Annotated in this window: 19 protein-coding genes; 12 read left to right on the top strand and 7 right to left on the bottom strand. The window is 66.1% G+C overall.

Annotated elements, in window-relative coordinates; all coding sequences use genetic code 11:
• The first annotated feature begins 3 nt into the window (after positions 1-3).
• The 3 genes from ACQPYR_RS34680 (at position 4) to ACQPYR_RS34670 (ending at position 1,505) form a co-directional block, all read left to right on the top strand.
• On the top strand, positions 4-795 hold the full coding sequence (locus ACQPYR_RS34680) for an ESX secretion-associated protein EspG (protein ID WP_433623111.1): 792 nt from the start codon (positions 4-6) through the stop codon (positions 793-795).
• A gap of 87 nt (positions 796-882) precedes the next feature.
• Positions 883-1,179 (top strand): WXG100 family type VII secretion target, encoded by a 297-nt coding sequence (locus tag ACQPYR_RS34675; protein ID WP_433623109.1) that lies wholly within the window; start codon positions 883-885, stop codon positions 1,177-1,179.
• A 35-nt stretch (positions 1,180-1,214) separates the two neighbouring features.
• Positions 1,215-1,505 carry a WXG100 family type VII secretion target gene (locus ACQPYR_RS34670; RefSeq protein WP_433623107.1) on the top strand — a complete coding sequence of 97 codons (291 nt, stop codon included), beginning with the start codon at positions 1,215-1,217 and terminating at the stop codon, positions 1,503-1,505.
• 60 nt (positions 1,506-1,565) lie between these two features.
• Here ACQPYR_RS34670 and eccE read toward each other — a convergent pair whose 3' ends face one another.
• Entirely contained in the window at positions 1,566-3,290 is a 1,725-nt protein-coding gene (gene eccE, locus ACQPYR_RS34665) for a type VII secretion protein EccE (RefSeq protein WP_433623105.1), read from the bottom strand.
• Between the two features lie 94 nt (positions 3,291-3,384).
• On the opposite strand from eccE, the gene eccB reads away from it, so the two are divergent.
• Entirely contained in the window at positions 3,385-4,827 is a 1,443-nt protein-coding gene (gene eccB / locus ACQPYR_RS34660) for a type VII secretion protein EccB (protein ID WP_433623103.1), read from the top strand.
• Between the two features lie 28 nt (positions 4,828-4,855).
• Here eccB and eccA read toward each other — a convergent pair whose 3' ends face one another.
• A complete protein-coding gene (gene eccA, locus ACQPYR_RS34655; RefSeq protein ID WP_433623101.1) occupies positions 4,856-6,664 on the bottom strand; it encodes a type VII secretion AAA-ATPase EccA in 1,809 nt (602 codons plus the stop codon).
• A gap of 118 nt (positions 6,665-6,782) precedes the next feature.
• On the opposite strand from eccA, the gene eccD reads away from it, so the two are divergent.
• The 4 genes from eccD to ACQPYR_RS34635 all read left to right on the top strand — a co-directional run bounded on the left by eccD (position 6,783) and on the right by ACQPYR_RS34635 (position 14,712).
• A complete protein-coding gene (gene eccD, locus ACQPYR_RS34650; protein ID WP_433623099.1) occupies positions 6,783-8,255 on the top strand; it encodes a type VII secretion integral membrane protein EccD in 1,473 nt (490 codons plus the stop codon).
• Between the two features lie 14 nt (positions 8,256-8,269).
• The gene (mycP, locus tag ACQPYR_RS34645) at positions 8,270-9,667 is read left to right on the top strand and encodes a type VII secretion-associated serine protease mycosin (RefSeq protein ID WP_433623097.1); all 1,398 of its coding nucleotides are present in this window, start codon (positions 8,270-8,272) and stop codon (positions 9,665-9,667) included.
• A 3-nt stretch (positions 9,668-9,670) separates the two neighbouring features.
• On the top strand, positions 9,671-13,741 hold the full coding sequence (eccCa, locus tag ACQPYR_RS34640) for a type VII secretion protein EccCa (RefSeq protein ID WP_433623095.1): 4,071 nt from the start codon (positions 9,671-9,673) through the stop codon (positions 13,739-13,741).
• A 182-nt stretch (positions 13,742-13,923) separates the two neighbouring features.
• Entirely contained in the window at positions 13,924-14,712 is a 789-nt protein-coding gene (locus ACQPYR_RS34635) for an aquaporin (RefSeq protein WP_433623093.1), read from the top strand.
• Between the two features lie 59 nt (positions 14,713-14,771).
• On the opposite strand, the gene ACQPYR_RS34630 is transcribed toward ACQPYR_RS34635, so the two are convergent.
• Both ACQPYR_RS34630 and ACQPYR_RS34625 read right to left on the bottom strand, forming a co-directional pair.
• The gene (locus ACQPYR_RS34630) at positions 14,772-15,350 is read right to left on the bottom strand and encodes a type II toxin-antitoxin system PemK/MazF family toxin (protein WP_433623091.1); all 579 of its coding nucleotides are present in this window, start codon (positions 15,348-15,350) and stop codon (positions 14,772-14,774) included.
• A gap of 72 nt (positions 15,351-15,422) precedes the next feature.
• Entirely contained in the window at positions 15,423-16,151 is a 729-nt protein-coding gene (locus tag ACQPYR_RS34625) for a hypothetical protein (protein ID WP_433623089.1), read from the bottom strand.
• Between the two features lie 65 nt (positions 16,152-16,216).
• Between ACQPYR_RS34625 and ACQPYR_RS34620 the strand changes: the two genes are divergently transcribed.
• From ACQPYR_RS34620 to ACQPYR_RS34610, 3 genes are all read left to right on the top strand, one after another.
• Complete coding sequence (locus tag ACQPYR_RS34620; protein ID WP_433623087.1) at positions 16,217-16,870, top strand: DUF6304 family protein; 654 nt, start codon at positions 16,217-16,219, stop codon at positions 16,868-16,870.
• A 62-nt stretch (positions 16,871-16,932) separates the two neighbouring features.
• Positions 16,933-18,819 carry a translation elongation factor 4 gene (lepA, locus tag ACQPYR_RS34615; RefSeq protein WP_433623085.1) on the top strand — a complete coding sequence of 629 codons (1,887 nt, stop codon included), beginning with the start codon at positions 16,933-16,935 and terminating at the stop codon, positions 18,817-18,819.
• Positions 18,820-18,926: 107 nt separating this feature from the next.
• Entirely contained in the window at positions 18,927-19,511 is a 585-nt protein-coding gene (locus tag ACQPYR_RS34610) for a Uma2 family endonuclease (protein ID WP_433623083.1), read from the top strand.
• A 2-nt stretch (positions 19,512-19,513) separates the two neighbouring features.
• Here ACQPYR_RS34610 and ACQPYR_RS34605 read toward each other — a convergent pair whose 3' ends face one another.
• From ACQPYR_RS34605 to ACQPYR_RS34595, 3 genes are all read right to left on the bottom strand, one after another.
• A complete protein-coding gene (locus ACQPYR_RS34605) occupies positions 19,514-21,202 on the bottom strand; it encodes an ATP-binding protein (RefSeq protein WP_433623081.1) in 1,689 nt (562 codons plus the stop codon).
• Between the two features lie 178 nt (positions 21,203-21,380).
• Entirely contained in the window at positions 21,381-22,076 is a 696-nt protein-coding gene (locus ACQPYR_RS34600; RefSeq protein WP_433623079.1) for a response regulator transcription factor, read from the bottom strand.
• A gap of 26 nt (positions 22,077-22,102) precedes the next feature.
• A complete protein-coding gene (locus ACQPYR_RS34595; RefSeq protein WP_433623077.1) occupies positions 22,103-22,480 on the bottom strand; it encodes a hypothetical protein in 378 nt (125 codons plus the stop codon).
• Between the two features lie 416 nt (positions 22,481-22,896).
• On the opposite strand from ACQPYR_RS34595, the gene ACQPYR_RS34590 reads away from it, so the two are divergent.
• Positions 22,897-25,140 (top strand): hypothetical protein, encoded by a 2,244-nt coding sequence (locus tag ACQPYR_RS34590; RefSeq protein ID WP_433623075.1) that lies wholly within the window; start codon positions 22,897-22,899, stop codon positions 25,138-25,140.
• Positions 25,141-25,221: the final 81 nt, after the last annotated feature.

Genomic DNA, 25,221 nt, shown 5'->3' with positions numbered 1-25,221 from the left:
GATATGCCGACGTTGACGAATGACGGGCTGCTCGCAGTGTCGGACATGCTCGGCGTGCAGACCCTGCCGACCGTACTCGGGGCCTGCCCGCAGCAGGATTCGGCCGACGCCTGGCAGGCCGCGCAACAGCAGGCGTTATCGGATCTGCGCGGCGCCGGCCTGATCGACGGCTACGACGAGGTCGAGTCCGACCTGGCGGCCGCACTGCATGTATTGGCGCAGCCGGATCGGGAATTGGTGGCGCGCATCTACACCGAATCGGGACCGATACGAATCTGCTTGGCGCGCAGAGGGTTCGAACACGCGCTGGCCGTTCGTCAAGGCGGCGATTTCGATATCCGCACCACTTGGGCCGACGACAGCGGAACCGCGTTGGCCCGTCCGATACTGTTCGCGCTCGGCGCATGCGAGCCCGCGCCGATCGCCAATTTCAGCGCGCTCGCCGAGGAGCTGCGACGGTTCTTCGACGGCGCAACGACCTCGAGCGACTTCACCCAGGCGCTGTATTCGCTGGGAGTGGCCGACGAACGCGATGCGATCGAATTCGGGCTGGCCATGTCGACCTGCTTCGCACACGCCGAAATCGTCGCCTACGCCACCTCCGACGCGGTGACGACCCGGGCCCTCGGATCGGTCGCGGTATACGACACCGCACGTGGCCGCATCGTCGCCAGCCCCGGAGCAGCCCAGGACCTCCGGGTCTGGTCCACCTTCACCCCGGGCTCCGATCACCGGATCGCACAGTCGATTTCGGCTCTGATCGATTCCCTGCCCGGAGGAAGGTGGATGCCCTAGCTCACGCGCTGTCGAGCGCTGACTGTGCGAATTACCGGCAACACCAACTGAATACACCCGACACCGCAGAATGAGAAGGACTGAACAATGAGCAAGGTAAGTCTCGACGATGCCGCCGCCGCCCAGGTTGTGAATGATTTCATGACGGCGGTGGGAGAGATCAAGAAGACGATCAGCGGGATCGGCGAGGACATCAACGCCGCCAAGCCCGGCTGGCAGGGTGACGCCAACACCGCATGCGGTAAGGCCGCCGATGCGTGGGCGGACGAAGGTGAGCAGTTGCGGCTCAAGCTCGACGACATGACGTCGAAGATCTTCGAGGGCGGCAAGACCAAGACCAGTGTCGATGCCGACAACGTCGACAACTTCACCAACCTGGTGTAACACCTCGCCGACCATCACATCCGAAAGGAACCGATATGCTTTACGACCCCAAATACCTTGTCCCGCTGCTGGGGCAGCTCGACGACCATTACAAGAACCTGCACACCCAGATCGCGCACCTGGAGTCGGCCGCGGATAAACTGATCAAAGTTGCCTGGGAAGACAACGACTCGGCCATCGCATTCAGCAAGGCGCACAAGAACTGGGAAGGCGAGTTCTCCGACACCGCAACGAAGCTCGAAAACCTGCGTGATGCGGTCGATCGGGCGCTCGGCAATGCCCAGCATGCCGACCAGAAGATCTACCAGAGCTTCGAAGGAATGTAGTCGCGTCGATTACGAACGGCCCGTGCACGATCGCGTGCACGGGCCGGTGGCGTTGTTCGGTCAGTAGGCCATAACCATTCCGGTATCGAGATACTCCATCTCCGCGGGAGTCGCGACCATGTAGACCGAAGTCTGCTCCGTCGCCGTGTGGACGGTGACCAGATTCGCCGTCTGTGGATCCTCGGTCAGTACAATGTCGGCGGTGAAGTTCTCGATTCCGTGACTTCCCTGCGGGCGCAACAGGATGACGGTCGCGTCGGAATGATGCGTGGAGGGCACGATACCGTCGTAGACGACCACCGTCGCCGACCGATACGAACTCGCCTGCTGTGAACTGGCCGACCATCCGGCCAGCGACATTGCCTGTGGTGCATCGACTCTCGCCACCATGGCACGCCAGGCCTCATGGCGATTGGTGTGCACGACGACGGTCGCTCCCAGCGCGATCGCGCGCAGAATCACCTGTTTCACGATGAGCAGCGATCCGATGATCTCGACCCGGCGGATGTACTGACCGACCAGCGGCAATGCGACGCCCTGTCCGGAGAAATCGGCGCCGACGATCTGCCCGCATCCGGCGATCGGGGTGAACAGATCGGCCAGCGAATCCGGCGTTCCCAGATAGCTCTCGATCGGCAGTGCGGGCCCTTGGACATTGATCGGCAGCCGATCCAGCATGGCGCGACGGTGTTTACCGGACAGGGCGACCAGACCCGGACTCGATACCTTGGCCGGCTGATCGCGAGCATCGAAACGCACTGTCGCCGACACCGAGATGGTTGCCGGTCCGCGATCGGCCCGGTGGGTCGGAGTGCCGGTGGCGCGACGTAGCCGCAGGGTGACGGTGGTCGCCAGACTCGGGGTCGCCCATACCTCCGCCAGTCCGCGTGGGCCGAGCGCTTCGGGAGTCATACGGTAAGTGGCGGAATGGATTCCGTTGTGCTCGACGCTGTGCGGGGTCTCGTCGAGCCGGGTGAGGTCGGCATTGAGGGTGAGCTGGTGCACGGCTGCGGTGATCTCGGTCGCCGACAACACCGACACCGTCAGATCGCGGGCCGCGAGGCGGTTGGTCACGCGCCGGGTCGCGATGATCGCGGACCGCAATGTGCCGGCCGGGCCGCCGCCGCGACGGTGGATCGCGGGCGCATTGGCCAGCGGGTCGAACCGCAGCACCACCCATGCCGTGCGGTGCGCGACCGCGGGCAGCGGGCCCAGGATCTGCTCGTAGAGCTGGGCCACCCGGCCGGCATCGGAAGTGCGCGAACCGGTGGTGATCACGTCGATCGAATCGAGGTCGATATCGAATTGGCTCAGGCAGCGGGCGATTTCGGGCAGTGGCACCATCTCGCCGGTATTCAGGCCGCTCGGGCTCAGCAGTGTCACATTCTGCGGCGGCGCGTCGATGCGCAACATGGTGATCAACCGGGCACCGTCCCAGCGCATACCGTAACTCCCGCCGTCGGGAGCCGGTACGTCGAACGGGGTGTGCTGGGTGTCGGATCCCCAACGCTGGGAATGCCAGCGGAAAGCGAATGCGTCCGCGAGGGACGCCGCCGCACAGGTGCCGCGCACTCGTACAAGCCCGATCAGTGTGACCGCCACACCACCGGCGGCTGCCGCGTACCAGGGTGCGCCACAGGCGATTACCGCGAAGGCGACGGCGATCGCAACCAGGAGTACGGGAACCACCAGGCGTAGCGGTAGCACTCGGAACAACCAGAATTGCGGTGAACTCAGCGGTGGGGCAGCGGGTTGCGCCGCGGGGCCGGCAGTCGTCGTCGCCATGCGCTCATCATGGACCGAACGTCGGTGGCTTCGCTACTGTTGTCACCTCAGGTGGGTATACCCCTCGTCACCCCAGATCTGTTTCGGAGGAATCGTGCCGGCCCAGCTGACTACCCGTGCCCAGGTCAACGGATACCGGTTCCTGTTGCGCCGCTATGAGCACGCGATGGTGCGCCGTGACGTCCGCATGCTGCACGATCCGATGCGGTCGCAGTCGCGCTCGCTGATCGTCAGCACGGTACTCGGCATCCTGATCATCGCGGGCGCGGCGATCCTGTCGTTCCTGCGTCCGCAGGGTTCCATCGGCGACGCGAAGATCGTGATGGCCAAGGACAGCGGCGCGTTGTACGCGGTCGTCGACAACACGTTGCATCCGGTACTGAATCTGGCTTCGGCCCGATTGATCACCCAGAGCAACGAGACGCCGACCTCGGTGAAGGAGTCCAAACTCGGCAGTATGCCGCGCGGTCCCTTGCTCGGGATCCCGGGCGCCCCGGCGACGCTGCCCGGATCCTCGGCGGGCAACCGGCCGACCTGGACGCTCTGCGATGCCGTGCCGTTGTCGTCGGCAGGCAGTGCCACCGGGGCCTCGGGCGCGGAATCGACCGTGATCGCCGGTGGACTCGACACCTCCGCGGAAACCGCTGCCCGGCCGCTGAATCCGGCACAGGCACTCCTGGTGACCCGGGACGGAAAGACCTTCCTGATCTTCGACGGCAAGCGTGCCGAGGTCGACCTGAACGATTCGATCGTGGCCAGGGCACTCGGGGCGGGCAACGTTGCGCCGAGGCCGATCAGTGCCGGTCTGCTGAATGCCACTATCCAGGTACCGGCCTTGACCCCGCCCCCGCCGATCGACCGAATCGGTGAGCACGGTCCGGGCCGGTTGTCCGATGTTCCGGTCGGTGGTGTCATCCGGGTGCGCGGGGTCGATTCCGATGCGCTGTATGTGGTGCTCTCCGCCGGGGTACAGCGGGTGTCGCCGTTTGCCGCCGAGATGATTCGCAACGCGAATTCCCAGGGAATGAGCGAGATCACGACCGTGCCGCCGGACCGGCTGGTCGGCGTTCCGCTGCTCACGGTGCTTCCGGTCGACCACTTCCCGAAACAAACGCCGGTCATCGTCTCCGCCGAGAAGGCGCCGGTCGGATGTGTGTCCTGGTCGGCGAATGCCGCGGGGGAGGGGGCGGTGGTGACGGTGCTCGCGGGACGTGAGCTACCACTGGCGAAGTCGTCGGTTCCGGTCCAGCTCACCACCGCCGATGGTATCGGTGACCGCCTCGATGCCGCCTTCATCCCCCCGAGCACCGGGGAGTTCATTCAAGCCGCCGCGATCGGTTCCGACAGCGAGCGTCGCGGCACGCTGTTCTATGTGGGCGACAACGGTGTTCGCTACGGCATCCCCGACGCCGAAACGGCGAAGATCCTCGGTTTGGCGGACAAGCCGCTGCCGGCCCCGTGGCCGATCGTCGGTCAGCTGGTCCCCGGGCCGACCCTGTCCGCCCAGCAGGCCCTGGTGAGCCACGACACTTTGTGAGGTCTCGGCAACGGCGCCGACTATCCTGCTAGCCTAGAATATTCGCGAGTGCGTTGCGCATATCGTCCGCCTCGATGCGCATCAGGACCGCTTCGTCGATATCGGTCAGGTCCAGGGTCTCGTCATTGGCCAGTCGGAATTCGCGCTCCTCCTCGGCCGATTCGATGAGGTTGCGGATGAAACGTCCGTTGCCGACCAGGTCGATGCCGCGGCGCGGTTGGCCGTTCTGGTCGGTACTCTGACGGTTGTACAGCTCGGTGCACGCCTCGACCAGTAGGTCGAGCGCCTCATCGGTGATCGACGAATCTCGTTTGCGCGCAATGTATTCCCCGATATCGCCCAGTTCGTCCGGTGTGTAGGAATCGAACTTCACCCGCTTGGCGAACCGGGAGGCGAGACCGTCGTTGGCCGCCAGCAGCCGATCGATCTCGCCGTCGTATCCGGCGATGATGACCACCAGGCGGTCCCGATCGTCCTCCATACGGGCCAGCAGGGTATCGATCGCCTCACGTCCGAAGGCGTCGCCGCCCTGCAGACCGGACTGCACCAGGGTGTAGGCCTCGTCGATGAACAGCACACCGTCCATCGCGCTGTCGATCAGCTTGGATGTCTTGATCGCCGTGCTGCCCAGATGCTCGCCGACGAAGTCGGCGCGCTTGGCCTCCACCAGCGAGTCGCTCTTCAAGAGGCCGAGCCCGCAATAGATCTTGGCGACCACCCGGGCGACCGTCGTCTTGCCGGTTCCGGGCGGGCCGGTGAAGGCCAGATGCTGGCCGCGCGGCATGCTGGCCATCCCCTTACCGGCGCGAATCTTCGCCAGCTGTGCGGTGGCCTGTAGTTTGGCGACCTGGGTCTTGACCGCTGCCAGGCCGATCTGTTCGTCGAGTTCCGTGCGCGCGGCATCGAGAATCAGCTTGGCCTTGTCGTCGCGCTCCTCGCGATCGATCTGCTCGGCCGACGGTGCCGAGGACGGATCCCATCGGTTGGTGCGAGCGTCGATCCGTTCCTGGGTGGTGGTCGTGATGCGATACCTGCGGTCCCGCATCGCCTGCGCATTGGCCTCGAAATCCGGAGCCTCGGAGAACACCTTCTCGAACAATGCCTGTGCCTCGGTCTCATGTCCCGTTTCGCGCAGGCACAGGCCGCGGCAGAATCGAGCGGAGACCGCGGCGGCGGGGATCGGACCCTGCTCGGCCTGCTCCATACGGCGGATGGCCTCGCCGAACAGTCCCAGCTGGGCGCAGGCGGTGCCGACCATCACATGTGCGGCCGCGGCCATGTAGGGGTCGTCCCACTCCGCGGAGCCGGCCAGTACCGTCATCACATCGGGCCAGCGCTGGGTCTGATAGTGCAGCGAGCCGCGGACATATGCGCAGATGCGGTCGTCGGCCGAGCGATCCTCTTGTGACAGTTGAGATTTGCGATGCCGGGCGAGGTCATCGAGTACCCGCTCGGCTTCGTCGTAGTCGCCGTCGGCGATCAACGTCGCCGCCTGTGCCAACACGATCTCGACGAAACTGGCGAGCGGATAGTCGATGTACTGGCCTATCACGAAGCGCCCGGCGAGCTCGCGGGGACGCAAACCGAGACGGCGTTGTTCCCGGCACAGGGAAGTCGAACTTGTTTTGTAGAGGTTGTAAATGACCTCGCGGGTGATCTCCCCGGCCGCCGCGCGTCCCAGCCACGCATCGCACATCTCGGGGTCCCATTCGGTTGCCCGGGTGAACGCGAGCTGGGCATATTCCAGGTCACGGGTGGATTCCTGGCCGTCGATGGTAAGGCCCAACGACAATACGCCGGCGTCGAAAGCGCGTTGCGCTTGGCGATTGTCGGTCATACGGGAGAGCCCCCAAAGCATGCGATGCGGACGAGATTTGCTCAGCATACGACAGGCGCAGGTGTAGGTTGAGAGCCCTTATCCAGCTCGAGAGCGTGAATGAGGAGCCTGCAGACTCGTGAGCGAGCCTTCGACCGGGAGCGTGGGAGCCGCGGATCCGGAATTGTGCCGTGTTTCGATCATCGGTGGAAATACCCAGCTGGACATGGGATTGCCCGCGACCGTTCCGATCGCCGCGTTCATCACCGATGTGGTCGGACTGATCGAATCTCGCACACCGGATCTCGCCGCGGATGACGAGGGCGCCCCGCTGCGCACCGAGCACTGGACTCTTGCCAGGGTTGGGCGCGATCCGATCCCGCCGAACCAAACCTTGATCGACGCACAGATTTTCGATGGTGAACTGCTCGTGCTGCGCTCGGTGACGGCAAAGGAATCCCCGGCGCTGTTCGACGATGTCATCGACGCGGTGTCCCGGCTGACTACGGAGTCGTTCCGCGGTTGGTCACCGGTCGCGGCCCGCTGGACGGGGCTGATGACCGCGCTGGCCGGGATATCGGCGGCGATCGGGCTGCTGGTGGTGGCCAAACAGGACGGCACCAGTGGCTTTCTCGGATTTCTCCCGCTCGGCGCCGGTATCGCCGCCGTCGTCGCGGCGGTGATCGCGATCCGCCAGTACGCGGCCCGAGTGACCGCGATGATGCTGTCGCTGTTCGCGACACTGCTGTGCGCCGCGTCGGCGGCCCTGTTCGTGCCGGGTGATCTCGGCAGTCCGCATCTGCTGTTGGCTTGTGCCACCGCACTGTTCGTTGCCGTGATCGCCTACAGCGTCACCGGTGTGGGCGCCATGCCGTGCGCGACGGTGACCACCTTCGTACTGTTCGGTGGATTCGCGGCGCTGGTTCGCCTGGTGTGGGACGCCGGCACACCGAAGATCGCCGCCGGGGTGCTTGTTGCGGCACTGATCGTCATCACCATGGCACCACGGCTCGCGGTCGGTGCCGCGCGGCTGCCGGTGCCGCCGGTTCCGACCGCGGGCGGCGCGATCGACCCGGCCGATCACGAACCGCGGCCGACAATCGCGGATATCGGCGCCATCGGCGCGACCGCGCTGCCGTCGGCGGCGGGCCTCGAACTGCGGGCCAACGCCGCCAACCACTATCAATCCGGTCAGTTGCTCGCCAGCACGCTCGCGGCCCTTCTCGCCGCGGTGCTCGCCGCCGATCAGTTGGGGACCGCGCGATGGCAGGGTGTCGCGCTCGCGGTCGTCGTCGGACTGATCCTCTGCCTGCGCGGGCGATCGTTCGCGGACCTGGTCCAGGCCGGGACGCTGATCGTCGGCGGCGCCGTCACACTGCTCGCGGCGCTTGTCACCGCCGGGCTCGGGCAATCGTCGTATCTGGTGCCGATCGCCGCGATCGTGCTGGCGGTCTCGGCGGCGATGATCGCCTTCGGTGTCATCGCACCGCACACCGAGTTCTCGCCAGTGGTCCGCAGGGCCGGCGAGATCTTCGAATATCTCCTGATCGTCACCATCATCCCGCTGGCGCTGTGGATCATGGACCTCTACTCGGCCGCCCGGAATCTGTGACCCGAGGTTCCCGCATGCGAGTTGTACTGAGGCTGGCCGGAGCGATACTGCTGCTCGCTCTCGCCACGATCGGGTTTCCCGCTCCGGCCTTCGCCGCCGGGCCGCCCGTCATCGATGGCGGTGCGCTCGGTGCGGCGATAGCCGCCAGTGGGGGCGGACCACCCGAGGCCACCGAACAGCGCTCGGTCTGCGCCGAACCAAAACTCGCCGGCACCCCACCGCGTGATCCGCCGCAACCACAGCGGCTGCTCGACCTGCCCGCCGCCTGGCAGTTCAGCCGCGGTGCCGGCCAGAAGGTCGCAGTGATCGACACCGGCGTGCGGCGCCACCCACGCCTGCGTGCCGTGCAGCCGGGCGGGGACTTCGTGTCGAATTCGGATGGCACCGACGACTGCGACGGCCACGGCACCCTGGTGGCCGGCCTGATCGCCGCTCAACCCAGCCCGGAGGACGGATTCGCCGGGGTCGCACCGGATGCGGAGATCCTCGCGATCCGGCAGTTGAGCCTGGCCTTCGAAGCAAAGGATCGAGGTCGCGGCGACGAACCGGGCAAGATCGCCTCGGCCGGTTACGGCAATGTGATGACCCTGGCCGCATCCGTCGTCCGCGCGGTCGATATGGGCGCGACCGTGCTCAATATTTCCGAAGTCGCCTGTGCCGCAGGTGGATCTGGTCCCGCCGATGCGGCACTCGGCGCCGCGGTGAAATACGCCTACGACCGCAATGTGGTGGTGGTGACCGCCGCCGGCAATATCCAGCAGGGCGGGGCATGCGCCGCGCAGAACGACGGCACCGGCTGGGGTGCGGTGAAGACCGTGGTGAGCCCGGCCTGGTTCACCCCCTATGTACTGTCGGTCGCCTCGGTGGACCCCGATGGGAAGCCGTCGGACTTCTCCATCCACGGCCCCTGGGTCGGTGTCGCCGCACCCGGCCGGGGGATCGTTTCGCTCGACAGCAAACCGGGTGCGGCCGGTGTGGTCGACTCCGTGCAGACCAGCGAGGGCACCGGATCGATCAACGGCACAAGCTTTTCCAGCGCGTACGTTTCCGGGCTGGCGGCATTGGTGCGGGCCAGATTCCCGCAGCTGTCGGCCCAGCAGGTGATGGATCGGATCACCCGCACGGCGATGCAACCCGGCCCGGGCCGAGATGACCGGCTCGGCGCCGGGCTGATCGACCCGCTCGCCGCGCTCACCGCACAACTGCCCGCACAGCCGATCGCCGCCGATGCGGCGCGAGCGCTGCCGGCACCGGCGCCACCGCCGTATGTCGATCCGGTGCCCGGCCGGGTCGCGATCATCGGGACGCTGGTTCTGCTGACGCTGCTCGCCATCGGCTTCGCGCTGTCGATTCCGTTCCGTGGACGACGCAATCGTGTCGATCCGGCGGGAGAAGACCGAGAAGGACTGTAGGACATGGTTACCGAAGGATTTGTGCGCCGCCCGCGTATCGCGGCGCCTCGCCCGCCGGGTGGTGAGGTCGCACTGTCGGCACCGCCGGAGATCCCGCGGCCGGTGCCGGCCGGGCTGCTGATGAAGCTCATGCCGGTGGTCATGGTGGTCGCGGTGGTCGGCATGATCGCGATGATGGTCATGATGGGCCGCAACCTGCTGGCAAATCCGTTCATGATGATGTTCCCGATGATGATGCTCATGTCGATGGTCGGCATGGTGGCGGGTTTCCGGGGTGGCGGCGGGACGAAGAAGGCCGCCGAACTCAACGAGGAGCGCAAGGACTATTTCCGCTACCTCGCCCAGGTGCGCGCGGATGTGCGGGAGACCGGTAAGTCCCAGCTGGCCGCGCTGGTCTGGAGTCATCCGGAGCCGGCGGATCTGCAATCGATCGCCGGAACCCGCCGGATGTGGGAACGCCGGCCCAGTGACCCGGACTTCGGGCATGTGCGCGTCGGTTCCGGCAGCCACCGGCTCGCGACCAAACTCGCCCGTCCCGAGACCGGTCCGCTCGAGGATCTGGAACCGGTATCGACCGTGGCGTTGCGCCGGTTCGTCCGTACCCACTCGGTGGTGCACAACCTGCCCACCGCGATCTCGCTGCGCGCCTTCCCCGCGATCAATATCGAAGGTGATACCGACGAGGCCAGAATGCTGGTCCGGTCGATGCTGATGGAGTTCGCCACCACACACGGTCCCGATCACACCGCGGTGGCGATCATCTGCGCCGACCCCGACAGTGAGGCCTGGTCCTGGGCCAAATGGCTACCGCACCTGCAACATCCGATCGACCGGGACGGACTCGGCTCGCGGCGCATGATGTACCAGTCGCTGGCCGAACTCGAAACCGCCATGTCCGCCGAACTGATCGAACGCGGCCGTTTCATGCGCAATGCGCAGCCGACGGCGGGACGCATCCATCTGCTGGTCATCATCGACGACGGATTCGTCAGCGGTCGCGAACGTATCGTCAGTGACTCGGGCCTGGACTCGCTCACCGTGCTCGACCTCACCGCGCCACAAACCGGGCTCGCCGTGCGCCGCGGACTGCAACTGGTCGTCGGTGATGGCATGGTGGCCGCCAAATCGGCCGCGGGTATCGAGAAATTCGCCACAGCGGATACCGTCACGGTGCCCGAGGCTGCCGCCCTGGCCCGAGCTCTGTCTCGCTACCGGATCGCGACCGCGGCGCAGATCATGAGTCTCGGCGACGAAACCCGCGCGGTGGCGGGTTTGATGTCGCTGTTGAAGATTCCCGATGCCGCGCAGATCAATCCGGCGTTGGTGTGGCGTTCGCGCAGCGACCGCGAGCGCCTGCGGGTGCCGATCGGGGTAACCCCGGACGGCACCCCGGTCGAACTCGATATCAAGGAGTCCGCCGAGAACGGTATGGGACCGCACGGATTGTGCATCGGCGCAACCGGTTCCGGTAAGTCGGAGTTCCTGCGCACCCTGGTGCTGTCGCTGGTGACCTCGCATTCTCCGGATCTACTGAATCTGGTCCTGGTCGACTTCAAGGGTGGTGCGACCTTTCTCGGCCTGGACTCGCTGCCACATGTCGCCGCGGTCATCACCAACCTCGAGGACGAACTCTCGATGGTCGACCGCATGAAGGACGCGCTGTCCGGCGAGATGAACCGCCGTCAGGAACTGCTGCGCTCGGCGGGAAATTTCGCCAATGTCACCGAATACGAGAAGGCGCGCGTCGCGGGCGCTCAGCTCGATCCGTTGCCCGCGCTGTTCGTCGTAGTCGACGAGTTCTCCGAATTGCTGTCGCAGAAGCCGGATTTCGCCGATCTGTTCGTGATGATCGGCCGCCTCGGGCGCTCGCTGCGGGTGCATCTGCTGCTCGCCTCGCAGCGGCTCGAGGAGAACAAGATGCGCGGACTGGACAGTCACCTGTCCTACCGCATCGGTCTTCGTACCTTCTCGGCCAACGAGTCCCGCGCGGTGCTCGGTATCACCGATGCCTACCACCTGCCCAGCGTGCCCGGTTCGGCCTATCTCAAGAGTGACGCGGACGATCCGCTGCGTTTCAACGCGGCCTACGTCTCGGGACCGTATGTCTCGCCGCAGGGTGGCCAGCAGGTCGGCGGTCGGGAAATCGGCGGACAGGTGCCATTGATCTTCACCGCATCGGAGGTCGAGGCACCCGAGCAGCCGGCCCACCGGGAAAGTGCCGGGCCGCGCGGGCTTCCGGCCCTGCCACCCCCGCCCGGTGCCGTCGATGCGGAGCTGGCGGAGCCGATCGGCGGGCAGGGGGAGGGCGGTGTCCCGGCGACCCTGCTTCAGGTAGTTGTCGCACGCCTGAATGGGCACGGACGGCCGGCGCACGAGGTGTGGCTGCCGCCGCTGGACGAATCGCCCTCGGTGGATATGTTGCTCCCCGATCCGGATTGGAAGTCGCCGGTCAACCGGCACGGTCAGCTCTGGATGCCGATCGGTGTCATCGACAAGCCCTACGAGCAGCGTCGTGACGTACTGATGATCGATTTGGCCGGTGCACAGGGCAATCTGGCCGTGGTCGGCGGACCGCAGTCGGGCAAATCCACCGCGCTGCGCACCGTCATCATGGCGGCCGCGGCCACCCACACCCCCGAACAGATCCAGTTCTACTGCCTGGACTTCGGCGGTGGCACGCTGTCCGGTCTCGCCGATGTGCCACATGTCGGTTCGGTGGCCGGCCGGTTGGAGGTCGATCGGGTCCGGCGCACCATCGCCGAGATGAATACGCTTCTGCATCAGCGTGAGGAGCGTTTCCGCGCGCTCGGCATCGAGTCGATCGCCGAATTCCGCAAGCGCAAGGCCTATCTCGCCCAGCTCCCGGAGGCCGAACGTGCGGCCGATCCACTGTCGGAGGATCTGTTCGGCGATGTGTTCCTCGTGGTGGACGGGTGGGCGACCATCCGGGACGAATTCGACATACTCGAACCGGCTTTCAATACACTGGCCGCTCGCGGTTTGTCCTACGGCATCCATCTCATGCTCGCCGCCGGCCGCTGGGCCGAGATCCGGCCTGTCGTCAGGGATCTCATCGGTACTCGCCTCGAATTGCGACTCGGTGATCCGAGTGATTCCGAAATGGACCGACGCACAGCCGTACTCGTCCCGGTGGGCCGTCCGGGCCGCGGACTGACACCCGACAGCCTGCATATGCTGATCGCGCTGCCTCGGCTGGATTCCGACTCCGACGCGCAAACGCTCTCGGAGGGGGTGGGCGCGGCCAAACGGCAGTTGAATGAGCTCTACGGCAGCAGGCGGGCCCCGCAGGTGCGCATGCTCCCGATGGAGATTCCGCGCGAACAGGTAATGGAAACCGCCCGTCGTCAGCGCATCGAGCTCGGGCCGACCCGCGTTGTCGTCGGAATCGACGAATCCGAATTGCAGCCGGTGGTCCTGGATTTCGGCGCGCAGCCGCATCTCATGGTGTTCGCCGATGTCGAATGCGGGAAGACGACGATGCTGCGCAATATCGTCATGGGGGTGGTCGAGAATGCGAATGCCGAGCAGGCGCGGGTCATCCTCATCGATTACCGGCGCACCATGCTCGGGGTCATCGAAGGGGAGCAGCTGGCCGGATATTCGACATCGTCGCAGACCTCGGTCGGCATGATCAAAGAGGTCGCGGGCTATCTGTCCAAACGGATTCCCGGCTCGGATATCACCCCGAAGGAGCTGCGCGAGCGCAGCTGGTGGAGCGGGCCGGAGATCTACATCGTCGTCGACGACTACGACATGGTCGCCACGGCGGAGAATCCGCTGGCGCCGCTGCTGGAATTCCTGCCGCAGGCGCGCGATGTCGGAATGCATCTGATCGTGGCCCGTCGCTCCGGCGGCGCCTCGCGCGCATTGTACGACAAGGTGCTCGGCGGAATGAAGGATCTGTCCGTCGACGCGCTGATGATGAGCGCTCCCAAGGACGAGGGCAAGATCATCGGCGATATCCGGTCGACGAAGCTGCCCGCGGGGCGCGGCACACTCGTGACCCGAGGCGGCAACGAGATGATTCAGGTGGCCTACCTCCCACCGGTGTAGTTCGGCCCGCTTTCCTGGAGCTGCCCATGTGCTCGCGAAATCAGTCGTCGCGGGCATCTCATAGTCGTTGTAGTGCTCACCGGTCTCGCGTAACGTCGTTTTCCGCATCAGCCGTGATTTTCGTAGCAGGTCCCAGGCAGACCCCGTGCACACGGGGAAGACCCTCTCGGAAGGTGGCGCGTATGTCTCCCACTGCTCAGGAAGTCGTCGAGGAAGTCACCGAACTGGAGCCGACGCCGGAGGCCAAGAAGTGGGCCGCCGAGGCGCTGGGCACGTTCGTTCTGGTCATGAGCGGTGTCGGCACCGCGGTACTGGCCGGTGAGCGCGTCGGGCCGCTGGGCGTGGCACTGGCCTTCGGCCTGTCTCTGCTGTTCCTGGTCTACGCGATCGGGCCGATCTCCGGCTGCCATGTGAATCCGGCCGTGACCCTCGGGCAGTTGCTGCTCGGCAGGCTTTCGGTGATCTCCGCGGCCGGCTATTGGATCGCGCAGCTGATCGGTGGATTCCTGGCTGGAATCGTGCTGTTCGCGATCGCGAAGAATCTCCCCTCCTACGATCGCTCGGTCAACGGGCTCGGGGCGAACGGCTGGGGTAAGCACAGTCCCTCCGCCGTGCGCGGTCCGCTCGGACAGGTGGTGATCGAGAACGGATACGGCCTGTCGGCGACGATCATCATCGAGGTCATGTTGACCGCGCTATTGGTATTCGTGGTGCTGGCCTCCACCGACCAGATCTCCGATATTCCGCTGGCCGGCCTGTCGATCGGCGTCACGCTCGCGGTCATCCACCTGATCTCGATCCCGGTGGACAACACCTCGGTGAATCCGGCCCGCAGCCTCGCCGTCGCCTTCTACCAGAACGGCGCGGGACCCCAGGTCTGGGTCTTCGTGGTGTTCCCGCTCGTCGGTGGCGTACTCGGCGCGCTGGTCTACGGCCTGCTCTACGGACGTTCCCGCGAGATGGTGTCTTGACCGCCTCTCTGCGCCTTTAGGCCGACAAGCGAGTGCCGCGGGAGTCGCCCGATTCCCGGTCAGTGCCAGGCGTATTCGGCGCACAAGCGGTGGGCGACCAGGTCGAAGGTCTTGCGGGCGAGGATCGCGCCTTCGCGACGGATGCCGTCCTCCGGGACGTCGAGTACTCGATCGAGGCGGACCCAGCTCGGCCTGCCCTCGTGATCCCAACTGCCGCTGCCGATTCCGACCCAGTCGCGGTCGTGCGCGCGCTCCGGATTCGACGACAGCATCAGGCCGAGCAGGGTCCGGCGGTCGCGCCCGACGACGAGCACCGGGCGGTCCTTACCGTTGTTCGGATCCTCCTCATAGGGCACCCAGGTCCACACGATCTCGCCCGGATCGGCCCGACCGTCCAGCTGCGGGCAGTACACGATCTGCCTGGCCCGCTCGGTGGTCGGTACCGGGGTCGAGGCGGTCGGCCGGATCGCGACCGCGGGCGCCTTACGTGTCGCCAGCGACCCGACCGCGCGCTCGAGCAGCGATGAGCGCTGCAGCTTGTCCACCAGCTTCGGTCCCTGCTGCTTGACGATCTTGGGACCCTGCTCCTTCGCGATGAGGCCTAGCTGCTTGCCGATCGTGTTCCAAGTTCGGGCCATCCTTGGATGGTAACGGCGCGATCTCGCGTTCTCATCAGCACTGCCTACCGCCCGGTAGGGCGAGTTCGCGCATCAGGCGCCGGTCCGCTGCGTTGTCCGTGTCGAAAACGGTTGCAGCACTGGATATCTGCTGGCGGAGACGGTATCGAGGTCGCGATCGGCACCGATCCGCGCGACCGAGTCGAGCATGCGGCGCACCCGATCCTGGAACTCGGCCGCGTCGCGCGCGCCGTACCAGACCAGCGGGTCGGTGAGCGCCGCGGCCGGAAACTGTTCCTCGACAATGGCATCGATGACGGGCGCGTCCGGGGTGATCGCCCGGACCACTACGTTCTGCGTGTAGCCGAACGTCGACTGCGTCTCGATGGCCACGGTGGTGTGTCGTCCCTGCCAGTCACTCAGCCAATCCGCCTGCGTGAGTTCGGCGGGCCGACGCAGGAAGGCGAGGTTGCCGAAGCCCTCGGTGCGGGTCGGGACCGAATCGTCGAGCCGCAGCGGCACCGACTCGGTGACCAGGTAGCCGTGTGCCGCGGTCGCGAATTCGGCGAGGACTTCCGCCGCGGCCGTGGCCGCTGGACCGTAGCTCTGCTCGACCCAGACCGTGACCGCCGCGGCGATCGGCGGGTCGAGCGTCACCATTCGCATCAGCGCGGCCTGGACCGCCGCATCACGGACATAGACGGTGACACCCGCAACCCCGAGATCGACCAGTCGCGCGGCCACGGTGGTGCGCAGCGATTCGCACCACGACTCGGTCGCCTCGGCATCGGATCGGCGCAGGACGAAAACCAATTTCTCCACCCGCCGAAAATACGGCGAACTCTCCGTTAGAGTCGGGCAATTCGTCGTGGAAGAAGGATCCAGCTGTGCAGCCGCAGGTTTTTCCGGGAACCTACACCGACGATCACGGCACCGAGCGCATCATGTGGCGGCTCGGGCCATCGCGGCACTGGGGTGCGAACCGGTTCGATATCCGGACGGTGATCCGTGGCGTTCCGGTGGCGGGCCCGGACTTCGACGCGCTCGGCCCCTATGACAAGGGCGCCGCACTTCGGGTCGGACTGCCCGTCGACCAGTGGGATGTCCTCTCGGGCTGCGCATTCTCCGGCGAACTGCCCTGCTCGGTGCAGGTGCACGACCAGCGCCGACCCGGTGTGATCCACTTCCGGCTGACCCTGCCGCCCGGTGGGGCGGGGGAGTCGCTCGAACTCGCCATCGAGATCGACGGGCTGACCTACCAGGGCACCGACCGATACTTCGAGGACGCGCTGTTCCGGCTCGGACAACAGTTCCCGGACGGCATTCGCCTGCTCTCCTGCATTACCTGCCTGTTCTCCGACTACTCGCCGTACGGCCACGGCCTCACCGGTATGTGGTGTCATCGCGATGCCAAGGATCAGTACCTCGCGGTCCGCACCAAGGACGACTATTTCGAGGTCCCGGTGACCGAGCAGGTACCCGAGACCTACCTGTGCGCCGACTACACGGTCCGCATTCCTGGCACCGGCTACCGCGGCTGAAAAGTGGTACAGAACGCGGAACGGTGAACCGCTGACAGTGCCGCTACCTCGCGCATGGGACGATGGATGGCAGTTTGCCGATACCCATGAGGAGTGGAGTGCCCGCCAGCTTCGCCGACACGACGTTCACCGATCCCGCCCGGATCCGGAACTTCTGCATCATCGCGCACATCGACCACGGCAAGTCGACGCTGGCCGACCGCATGCTGCAGCTCACCGGTGTGGTCGAGGAGCGGGCGATGCGCGCCCAATACCTGGACCGGATGGACATCGAGCGCGAGCGCGGCATCACCATCAAGGCACAGAATGTGCGGCTGCCCTGGCAGGTCGACGGCACCGACTATGTGCTGCACCTGATCGATACGCCCGGCCATGTCGACTTCACCTACGAGGTGTCGCGCGCGCTCGAGGCGTGCGAGGGCGCGGTGCTGCTGGTCGACGCGGCGCAGGGCATCGAGGCGCAGACGCTGGCGAATCTGTACCTGGCGCTGGAAAAGGATCTGACGATCATCCCGGTGCTGAACAAGATCGACCTGCCCGCCGCCGATCCGGACCGCTACGCCGCCGAGATCGCGCATATCGTCGGCTGCGAACCCGATGATGTGCTGCGGGTCTCCGGTAAGACCGGTGTCGGGGTCACGGAGCTGCTGAACGAGGTCATCAAGCAGGTGCCCGCTCCGGTCGGCGATCCGGACGCGCCCGCGCGCGCCATGATCTTCGACTCGGTCTACGACACCTATCGCGGCGTGGTCACCTACGTTCGCGTGGTGGACGGCAAGATCATTCCGCGCGAGAAGATCAAGATGATGTCCACCGGTGCGACACACGAGTTGCTCGAGGTCGGCATCGTTTCCCCGGAGCCCAAGCCCACCCAGGGCCTCGGCGTCGGCGAGGTCGGTTATCTGATCACCGGCGTGAAGGATGTGCGCCAGTCGAAGGTCGGCGATACCGTGACCTCCGCGCGCGGCGGTGCGAGCGAACCGCTCACCGGCTATCGCGAGCCGCGCCCGATGGTGTACTCCGGCCTCTACCCGGTCGACGGCTCGGACTATCCGGATTTGCGCGACGCGCTCGACAAGCTCCAGCTCAACGACGCCGCACTGACCTATGAGCCGGAGACCTCGGTGGCGCTCGGCTTCGGATTCCGCTGTGGCTTCCTCGGCCTGCTGCATATGGAGATCACCCGCGAGCGCCTGCAGCGCGAATTCGATCTGGACCTGATCTCGACCGCGCCGAACGTGGTCTACAAGGTGGAGATGGAGGACGGAGCCGAGCACGTCGTCACCAATCCGTCGTACTGGCCCGAGGGCAAGGTCCGGCATGTGTACGAGCCGGTGGTCAAGTGCACGATCATCTCGCCGAGTGAATTCATCGGCTCGATCATGGAGCTGTGCCAGGCGCGGCGCGGTGAGCTCGGCGGCATGGACTATCTGTCCGAGACCCGAGTCGAACTGCGCTACACCATGCCGATGGCCGAGATCATCTTCGACTTCTTCGATTCGCTGAAGTCGCGCACCCGCGGTTACGCCAGCCTCGACTACGAGGAGTCGGGTGTGCAGGAGTCGGCGCTGGTCAAGGTGGATATTCTGCTGCAGGGCGAGGCGGTGGACGCGTTCAGCGCGATCGTGCACCGCGACGCCGCCCAGGCATACGGCCACAAGATGACCACCAAACTGCGCGAACTCATTCCACGCCAGCAGTTCGAGGTGCCCATCCAGGCCGCCATCGGCTCGAAAATCATTGCCCGCGAGAACATTCGCGCCATCCGCAAGGACGTGCTCGCCAAGTGCTACGGCGGTGACATCAGCCGTAAGCGCAAACTGCTCGAGAAGCAGAAGGAGGGCAAGAAGCGCATGAAGACCATCGGTCGCGTGGACGTCCCCCAGGAAGCCTTCGTAGCCGCCCTGTCCTCCGACGCCGCTTCCGACAAACCCAAGGGCCAGAAATAGGAGTCAGGCACTCGGCGTCGATCAGAAAACTGGGAGATAATGCCTCATAGGTGACGACTATGAGGCAGGATTCGTTGTCGGGTCGGCAGAAACCGGGGAGGGGGGCGGTGACAGCAGTGCATGAGGATCCAATCCTCACATCCGAGTTCGAGGCGATCGCCCGTGCGGTCGAACGCGAGACCGAGGGTGTGCGTGTCGAACTGATCGGCGGACGACTGGGGGTCAAGCCTGTGCCCGATGCTGAGCACAACCGGATTTTGCACTGGCTGCTTCTCGTCCTTATGCCGCTGAGTCCGCGTTTGTTTCTGCATATTGCGGGGCAGGGCTTGGAGGTAGGTGCCTACCGCAAAGGGCGAGCACGCCCAGACGCTGTATTGGCACCGATCGACGCTTTCTTGGGGCAAGGAGAGTGGGGGTCCGCTCACGCCGCGCTGATGGCCGTTGAGGTCACGTCGTGGGACTCGGATACCAACCAACGCGACCGTGTGGATAAGCCAGCGGCCTTCGCCGAGACCGGTATTCCGATCTATCTGCTCATCGACCCGGATTCAGCCGAGGTAGTGGTGTACAGCAAGCCGGACAACGGCCGATACCTGGACGTGCACCGGTATGCGATCGGCCTCGAAGTGACATTGCCGGAACCGGTGGGTGTCACACTCGATACCGCGCCGCTAAGGGACTGGATTCACTGAGTTCAGGAATCTCGTGTGGCGATTCGCACGCGCAGGCGGACGCCGCCGAGCGGGCTCTGGTCGAGTTCGGCTGTGCCGGAGTGCAGTTCGGCTTGTTGGCGGACAAGAGCGAGGCCCAGGCCGGAGCCAGTAGAGCCGTGACCTTTGACGAAGCGGTCGAAGGCGTTCGCGCGCAGGGTTTCCGGGATGCCGGTGCCGTCGTCGTCGATGATGATCTCGACGCCGGCGGTTGCCTCGGCAGCGTTGTGGCGGAAGGTATTTAGAATGGTTGGGCGTACGTCGGCGTGCTGACCCGAGGTTTTCGGATCGGCCGGATTCGCGTCGACGGGGCTCATTCCGGCAGGGTTCGGATCGGCAGGGTCTGAGCCGGCCACGCTTGGATCGGCAGAGTTCATGCGGATACGGCTTGTACCGGCCGTGCTCGGATTGGCGGGGCTTGGATCACTCACAGTCGCACCGGCGGGCTTTGCGTCAGCGGGGCTCATCTCGGCGGTGCTCGGATCGGCAGGGGCTGAGCCTGCCACGCTTGGATCGGCAGAGTTCGCGTGGATACGGCTTGTACCTGCCGTGCTCGGATTGTCAGGCCTCGGGCCAGCCACGTTCAGATCGGCTGGGATCGCATCAGCGGGGCGCGGATCGCAGTCTCGGGCGGCGACTGTGATGGCGCGCGCACGACCGTGTTGTACGGCGTTGGCGACTGCGTTGGTGACGATCAGCATGACGCCGCCGGGTAGGCCGGTCAGCGTTGTCGGGGTGCATGCGGTGAGAGCGATGCTGACGTCGGGGTGTCGGCGGCGCGCGTCTTGTACTGCGCGGTCGAGGATTTCGCAGAGTTCGAAGGGTTCGAAGGCATCGGACTCGGTGAGCTCGCCGACGGCGAGTTGCTCGAGATCGGTCAGGGTGTTCTCGATCTGGCGCTCGGCGAGCAGGACATCGGCGAGTACCGCGCGCTGCTGTTCAGCGCGTAATTCTTTGGTGGCCAGGACTTCCAGATCGGTGCGCATCGCGGTGAGCGGTGTGCGCAGCTCATGTGCGCAGACCGCAGCGAAGTCCCTGGCACTGGCGAGTGCGCGATTGGTGGCACCGTGCGCCGCCTCGAGTCGGGCGAGCATGCGGCTGATGGCATCGGAAAGTTCTTCCGCTTCACGGGCTCCGCGACCGCTCAGCGGAGGGAGCTGCTCCAGGGTATCGATGCCGTGCGTCGCGGTGGCGAGTCTGCGCAGTGGCCGCGCGGCGTAACCGGCCAGGAACCAGCCGAGCAGCGCGGCGAGCAGCACACCCGCGATGCCGATCGCGATGCCGATCAGCTGGCTGCGATGGATGGCCGAATCAACCAGTGCGCGATCGGGATCGAGCCGGACCACTAGACCGGGCGCACCGGCCACGGTGGTGCGGACATCACCGGGGCCGACGAGCACCGGTCCGGATACCGCCGGCCCCGGCAGTGGCGGCAGCGCAGGAAGTGGTGGCGGCGCTGGAAGTGGCGGAATCGCCACGTGCGGTGGCACATCGAACCGCTGTACGACCGCGACGCCCATCGTCGATACCGTCTCGTCGAACTGTCGAGATCCGGTGGCGTCGAGCAGGGCGGTATAGGCGATGCCGAGCGTGACCGCCACCAGCGCGGCGACAACGCCCGACACCAGCGCCACCCGGGCACGCAACGACAACGACATCTTCGGCACCCTCACTCGGCTCCACATAGCGATGCTGCCTTGCTCATGACTGCGCCTCGTCGGCGCTCGATTCCGTCGTGGGCGTGGGTGCGCCGTGTCATCGGGTTCGATCGCTGAAGCTCATTCACGACTCCGCCTCGCCGACGCTGTGTGCCGGAGAGCGCTCTGCCTCGGGGCACTCGCTGACGCTGACTCACGCTTCCTCCCGCAGTACGAAACCCACGCCGCGCACGGTATGGATCACCCGTGGCGCACCGTGCGCCTCCAACTTCCGCCGCAGGTAGGAGACGAACACATCCACCACATTGGTGTCTGTGCTGAAGTCGTAACCCCATACCGCGGAAAGGATCTGCTCGCGACTGAGCACGATCCCGATGTTCTCGGCGAGCAGTGCGAGCACCTCGAATTCCCGTTTGGTCAGTTCCACCTGGTGTCCGCTCGCGAAAACCCGATGTCCGGCCCGATCGATGCGCACCTGTCCGACCTGGCGTTGGTCATCGCCGGACGGCCGGATCAGCGCGGGCCGACGGCGCAGCAACGCATGCAGCCGGGCGACGAGTTCGCCGAGGTCGAAAGGCTTGGTCAGGTAATCGTCGGCGCCGCGCTCCAGGGCCGCGATGCGATCGCTGACCGCGGTGCGGGCGCTCAGCACGCAGATCGGAATGTCGTTGCCCATCGCCCGCAATGCCGTAACCACACCCGCCCCATCGAGATTCGGCATATTCACATCGAGCACCATGGCGTCCGGTTCGGCGCTGCGGAGCATCGACAGCGCCTCGGCGCCGTCTCCCGCGGTGACCACTTCGAAGTCCGAGAGTTCGAGCCCGCGCCGCAGCGACGCGAGAACTCGAACCTCGTCGTCAACGACCAAGATGCGTTGTCCGGTCATGGGGCCACCATAGAGCCGGACCTCGGTCAGCTGCCGCTACTGCCGGTCGGCGCCGGACGTGCGGGCTGGACGTGCAAGACGCCGGGCCCAACGGGTCCGCCGGGCCGGCCAGGCGCCACGATGACCGGTCCGGACGGATCGATATCCGGGCAGCCCGGCAGCGCGAGGTCCGGTGGCAGCGGTGCGGCCGGAGCGCCGGGCATCCGACCCTGCCGCTCGATGATCACCACGTGGGGTTCGCCGGGGCCCTGCACCACGCATGTCACCGTCACGTCCCCGTCGCCCGGCAGCGGTGGCTGGGCCGAGGCGGCTCCCGCGACCAGCGCGGCCGCAGTGGCGACGAATGCGGTTCCCGTGGCGACGGTGACAATGCGGGCTCGGCCGCGTCCGAGGGTTGCGATCATGATGCGATCTCCTTCGCGTCGGTGCCGGGTTCGTCCCGGCGAGACCGACGCTAGGGAGCCGAACTTCACCATCTCTTGAGCAATTATTAGAAATCTCTTGCGGCGCATCGAACTTCGGGCTGTACGCGTGGCCGCCGACGAGTTAGTCTCGTCGACACGGTTTCAGGGCCGCCGCGTGGCGCGGGCCCGGAGCGCTCGAGCAGGTCCGATGGCGATACCGGCCCCGATTCGGATGCCCGCAGAAACAGGGCTTCCGTTCTGGTTTATCCAATGGCAAGGTTATGTTGCTCGTCACAGTCGTATGCTCTGCGGACCTGCAGAATGTGACAGTTGGGTTTTCCGGAATATCGTTAGGTGATCTTCACTCGGTCTGCCCGGCGTGGTGAGGATGCTGGAAACCTGAGAGTGGAGCTTGCATGACGAGTGACCTGCCCTTCGACAGCGATGCCACAGACGCTGACGACCGTGCGGGCGACACCGCCTATCGCGTTGCCACCGGCGTCGCGCGGGTAGCGAGGGCGGGCGCGTATGTGACCGGCGGCGCGCTGGTCGCCGCCAATGGCGGTACCGCACCCGTACATCCCGGCGGGCAACGGCTCGACAGCTGGACTTCGGCCTACACCCGCGACCCAGATGCGGATGCGCCGAGCCCGGTGGTCACCTTCCCGGATCCGGACCCGAATTCGACACCGCCCGCACCACTGCATTCGTCGACGCCGACCCCGCGCGATGTGAGCGTCAACGCGCCCTTCACCATCCCCAATGTGCCCAATTCGGGTGTGTACATCGGGCCTGTGCCGCAGCAGCATTCACCGCAACCATGGCAGAACACCGGGTACGGCAGCTATCAGCCCGGCCTCGCGCTCGGAACCGAGAGCGAACGGTCCGGCCTCGATCTGCACAGCGACTCACCGCAGTCCGGCCTCGATCTGGGTACCGGACACGTGCCCGGCTTGGGTAACGTGCCCGGACTCGACCTCGGTCAGGGCGGCCACGGCTTCAACCTCCCCAGCCCGAATCTCCCCAGCCCGAACGGCTTCCTCGCTCCGGGTTCGAATCCCTTTACCCTGCCCCGTGTTCCGACGTCGGGGACGGCCATCAGCGAGTCGGTGAGCAGCGATGCCGAAAGCTCCGACGACGGTGATGTGGTCGCGAGCAATGTTCCGTTCTACGGCGGCAACATGTTTCACAGCGGTGCGACCGGGGGCAGTGGTGAGCTGTTCCATGGCAACGACGCGTTCCATGGCAACGACGCGCTCCATGGTGGCGACGCATTCCACGGTGCCGACATGTACCACGGTGTCGGCAGCCCGGATGCTTTCGGCGTATTCATCAATGCCGAAGCCGGTTTCAGCGTGCACACCGAACTCCAAGTGGACTTCAGTGCGGGCCCGAACGGGGTGTACCTCGCCACACAGTCCAAGGTCGAGGTCGAGGGCGCGCTGAAGGTAGAGGTCGGCGCGGGCCGGGTCGGCGACAATATCGACAGGTACTCCGATTGGCTCGGCCAAACCCCCGGCGCCGCTGGACGTTCCGGCCTCGACAATGCCAGCACGAACGGCACGGTCAACCCGGTCGGCACCCAGCCCGTGGGTGGGTCCGTCCCGCAGTACTCGGCCGTGCAGCCCGTCGCGGTGCAGCCCGTGCAGCCGTTCGCGGCGCCGCTGCCCGCTCCGGTCGCGGCCGTCGCGCCGGCGGCGGTGGCCCCACCGGTCGTAGCGCCCGCTGCGGTGGCAGCGCCGGTTGCGGCCACCCCGCTGCAGACCACGATTCAGCCGGATGTGGCGAGCACCCCCGTCGCCAACGTCCTCGTCGCCCCGGCGGGTCCGTCGCCGCTGACCGCGCCCGCCGCGACGGTGCCCGCGCTATTCGAGCCGAGGCCTGTTCCGGCGAAGCATCCGGTCGTGGTCGACGATTCGCCTTCGACCACGACGCCGCTGACGAATACGCCGACCACTGTCACCAAGACAGTGCCGATCCCCGGCGACAACACCACCGGGCATCCGACCAAGACCCCCGATACGGGCAGCACCAAGCCCGGCCACACCACTGTTCCGGACACGGATGCCACGGGGACGACGAAGATCCCGACCGTGACCCACGCGCCGACCACACAGGCTCCCACCACGCACGCGCCGACCCACACCGCGACGCCGACGATTCCGGACGACGACGATGTGACGATTCCGAGCACCGGCACCGGTGGCGGAACCAGCACCGGTCACAACGGCGGCACCACCCCGAGCACCGTCAACGGCGGCAACTCGGTCCCGAACACACACACCACCCAGCCGGACATCGACGACCCGACTGTGGACGTCCCGACCGTTTCAGTGCCGACGGTGACCCATTCCGCCCCGACGGTCCCGCCGACCCCTGATATCGATATCCCTACCGCGAACTCCCCGGCGCCGATCCCGACTCAGCAGCCGCACGTGCCCGCGCCGACCATGCCCGCACCGGTCACCCCGATGAAGCCGCCCGCGCACCCGATCGCCGCCGACCTCGGCGATCCGGCCGATTTCGCGCACCCGGTATACGAGCCCGATCACACGGCACTGACCCTCATGGCCGCCGGGCTGTCCACCCCGTTGCTGCCCGATCCGGGTGTGGACGACGGCCACCACTTCGTGGCGGGCCCGGATATCACCCTGTTCTAGGAGCCGCACGGGGGTCGCGCGCATCCGTCGCGCCGGCGCATGTCATCGTCGAACGCGATATTCGTACGACAGTTAGGAGGA

The organism is Nocardia sp. CA-120079 (assembly GCF_050955745.1).
Classification (GTDB): Bacteria; Actinomycetota; Actinomycetes; order Mycobacteriales; family Mycobacteriaceae; genus Nocardia.
This window is presented reverse-complemented; position numbering and strand designations above follow the sequence as displayed.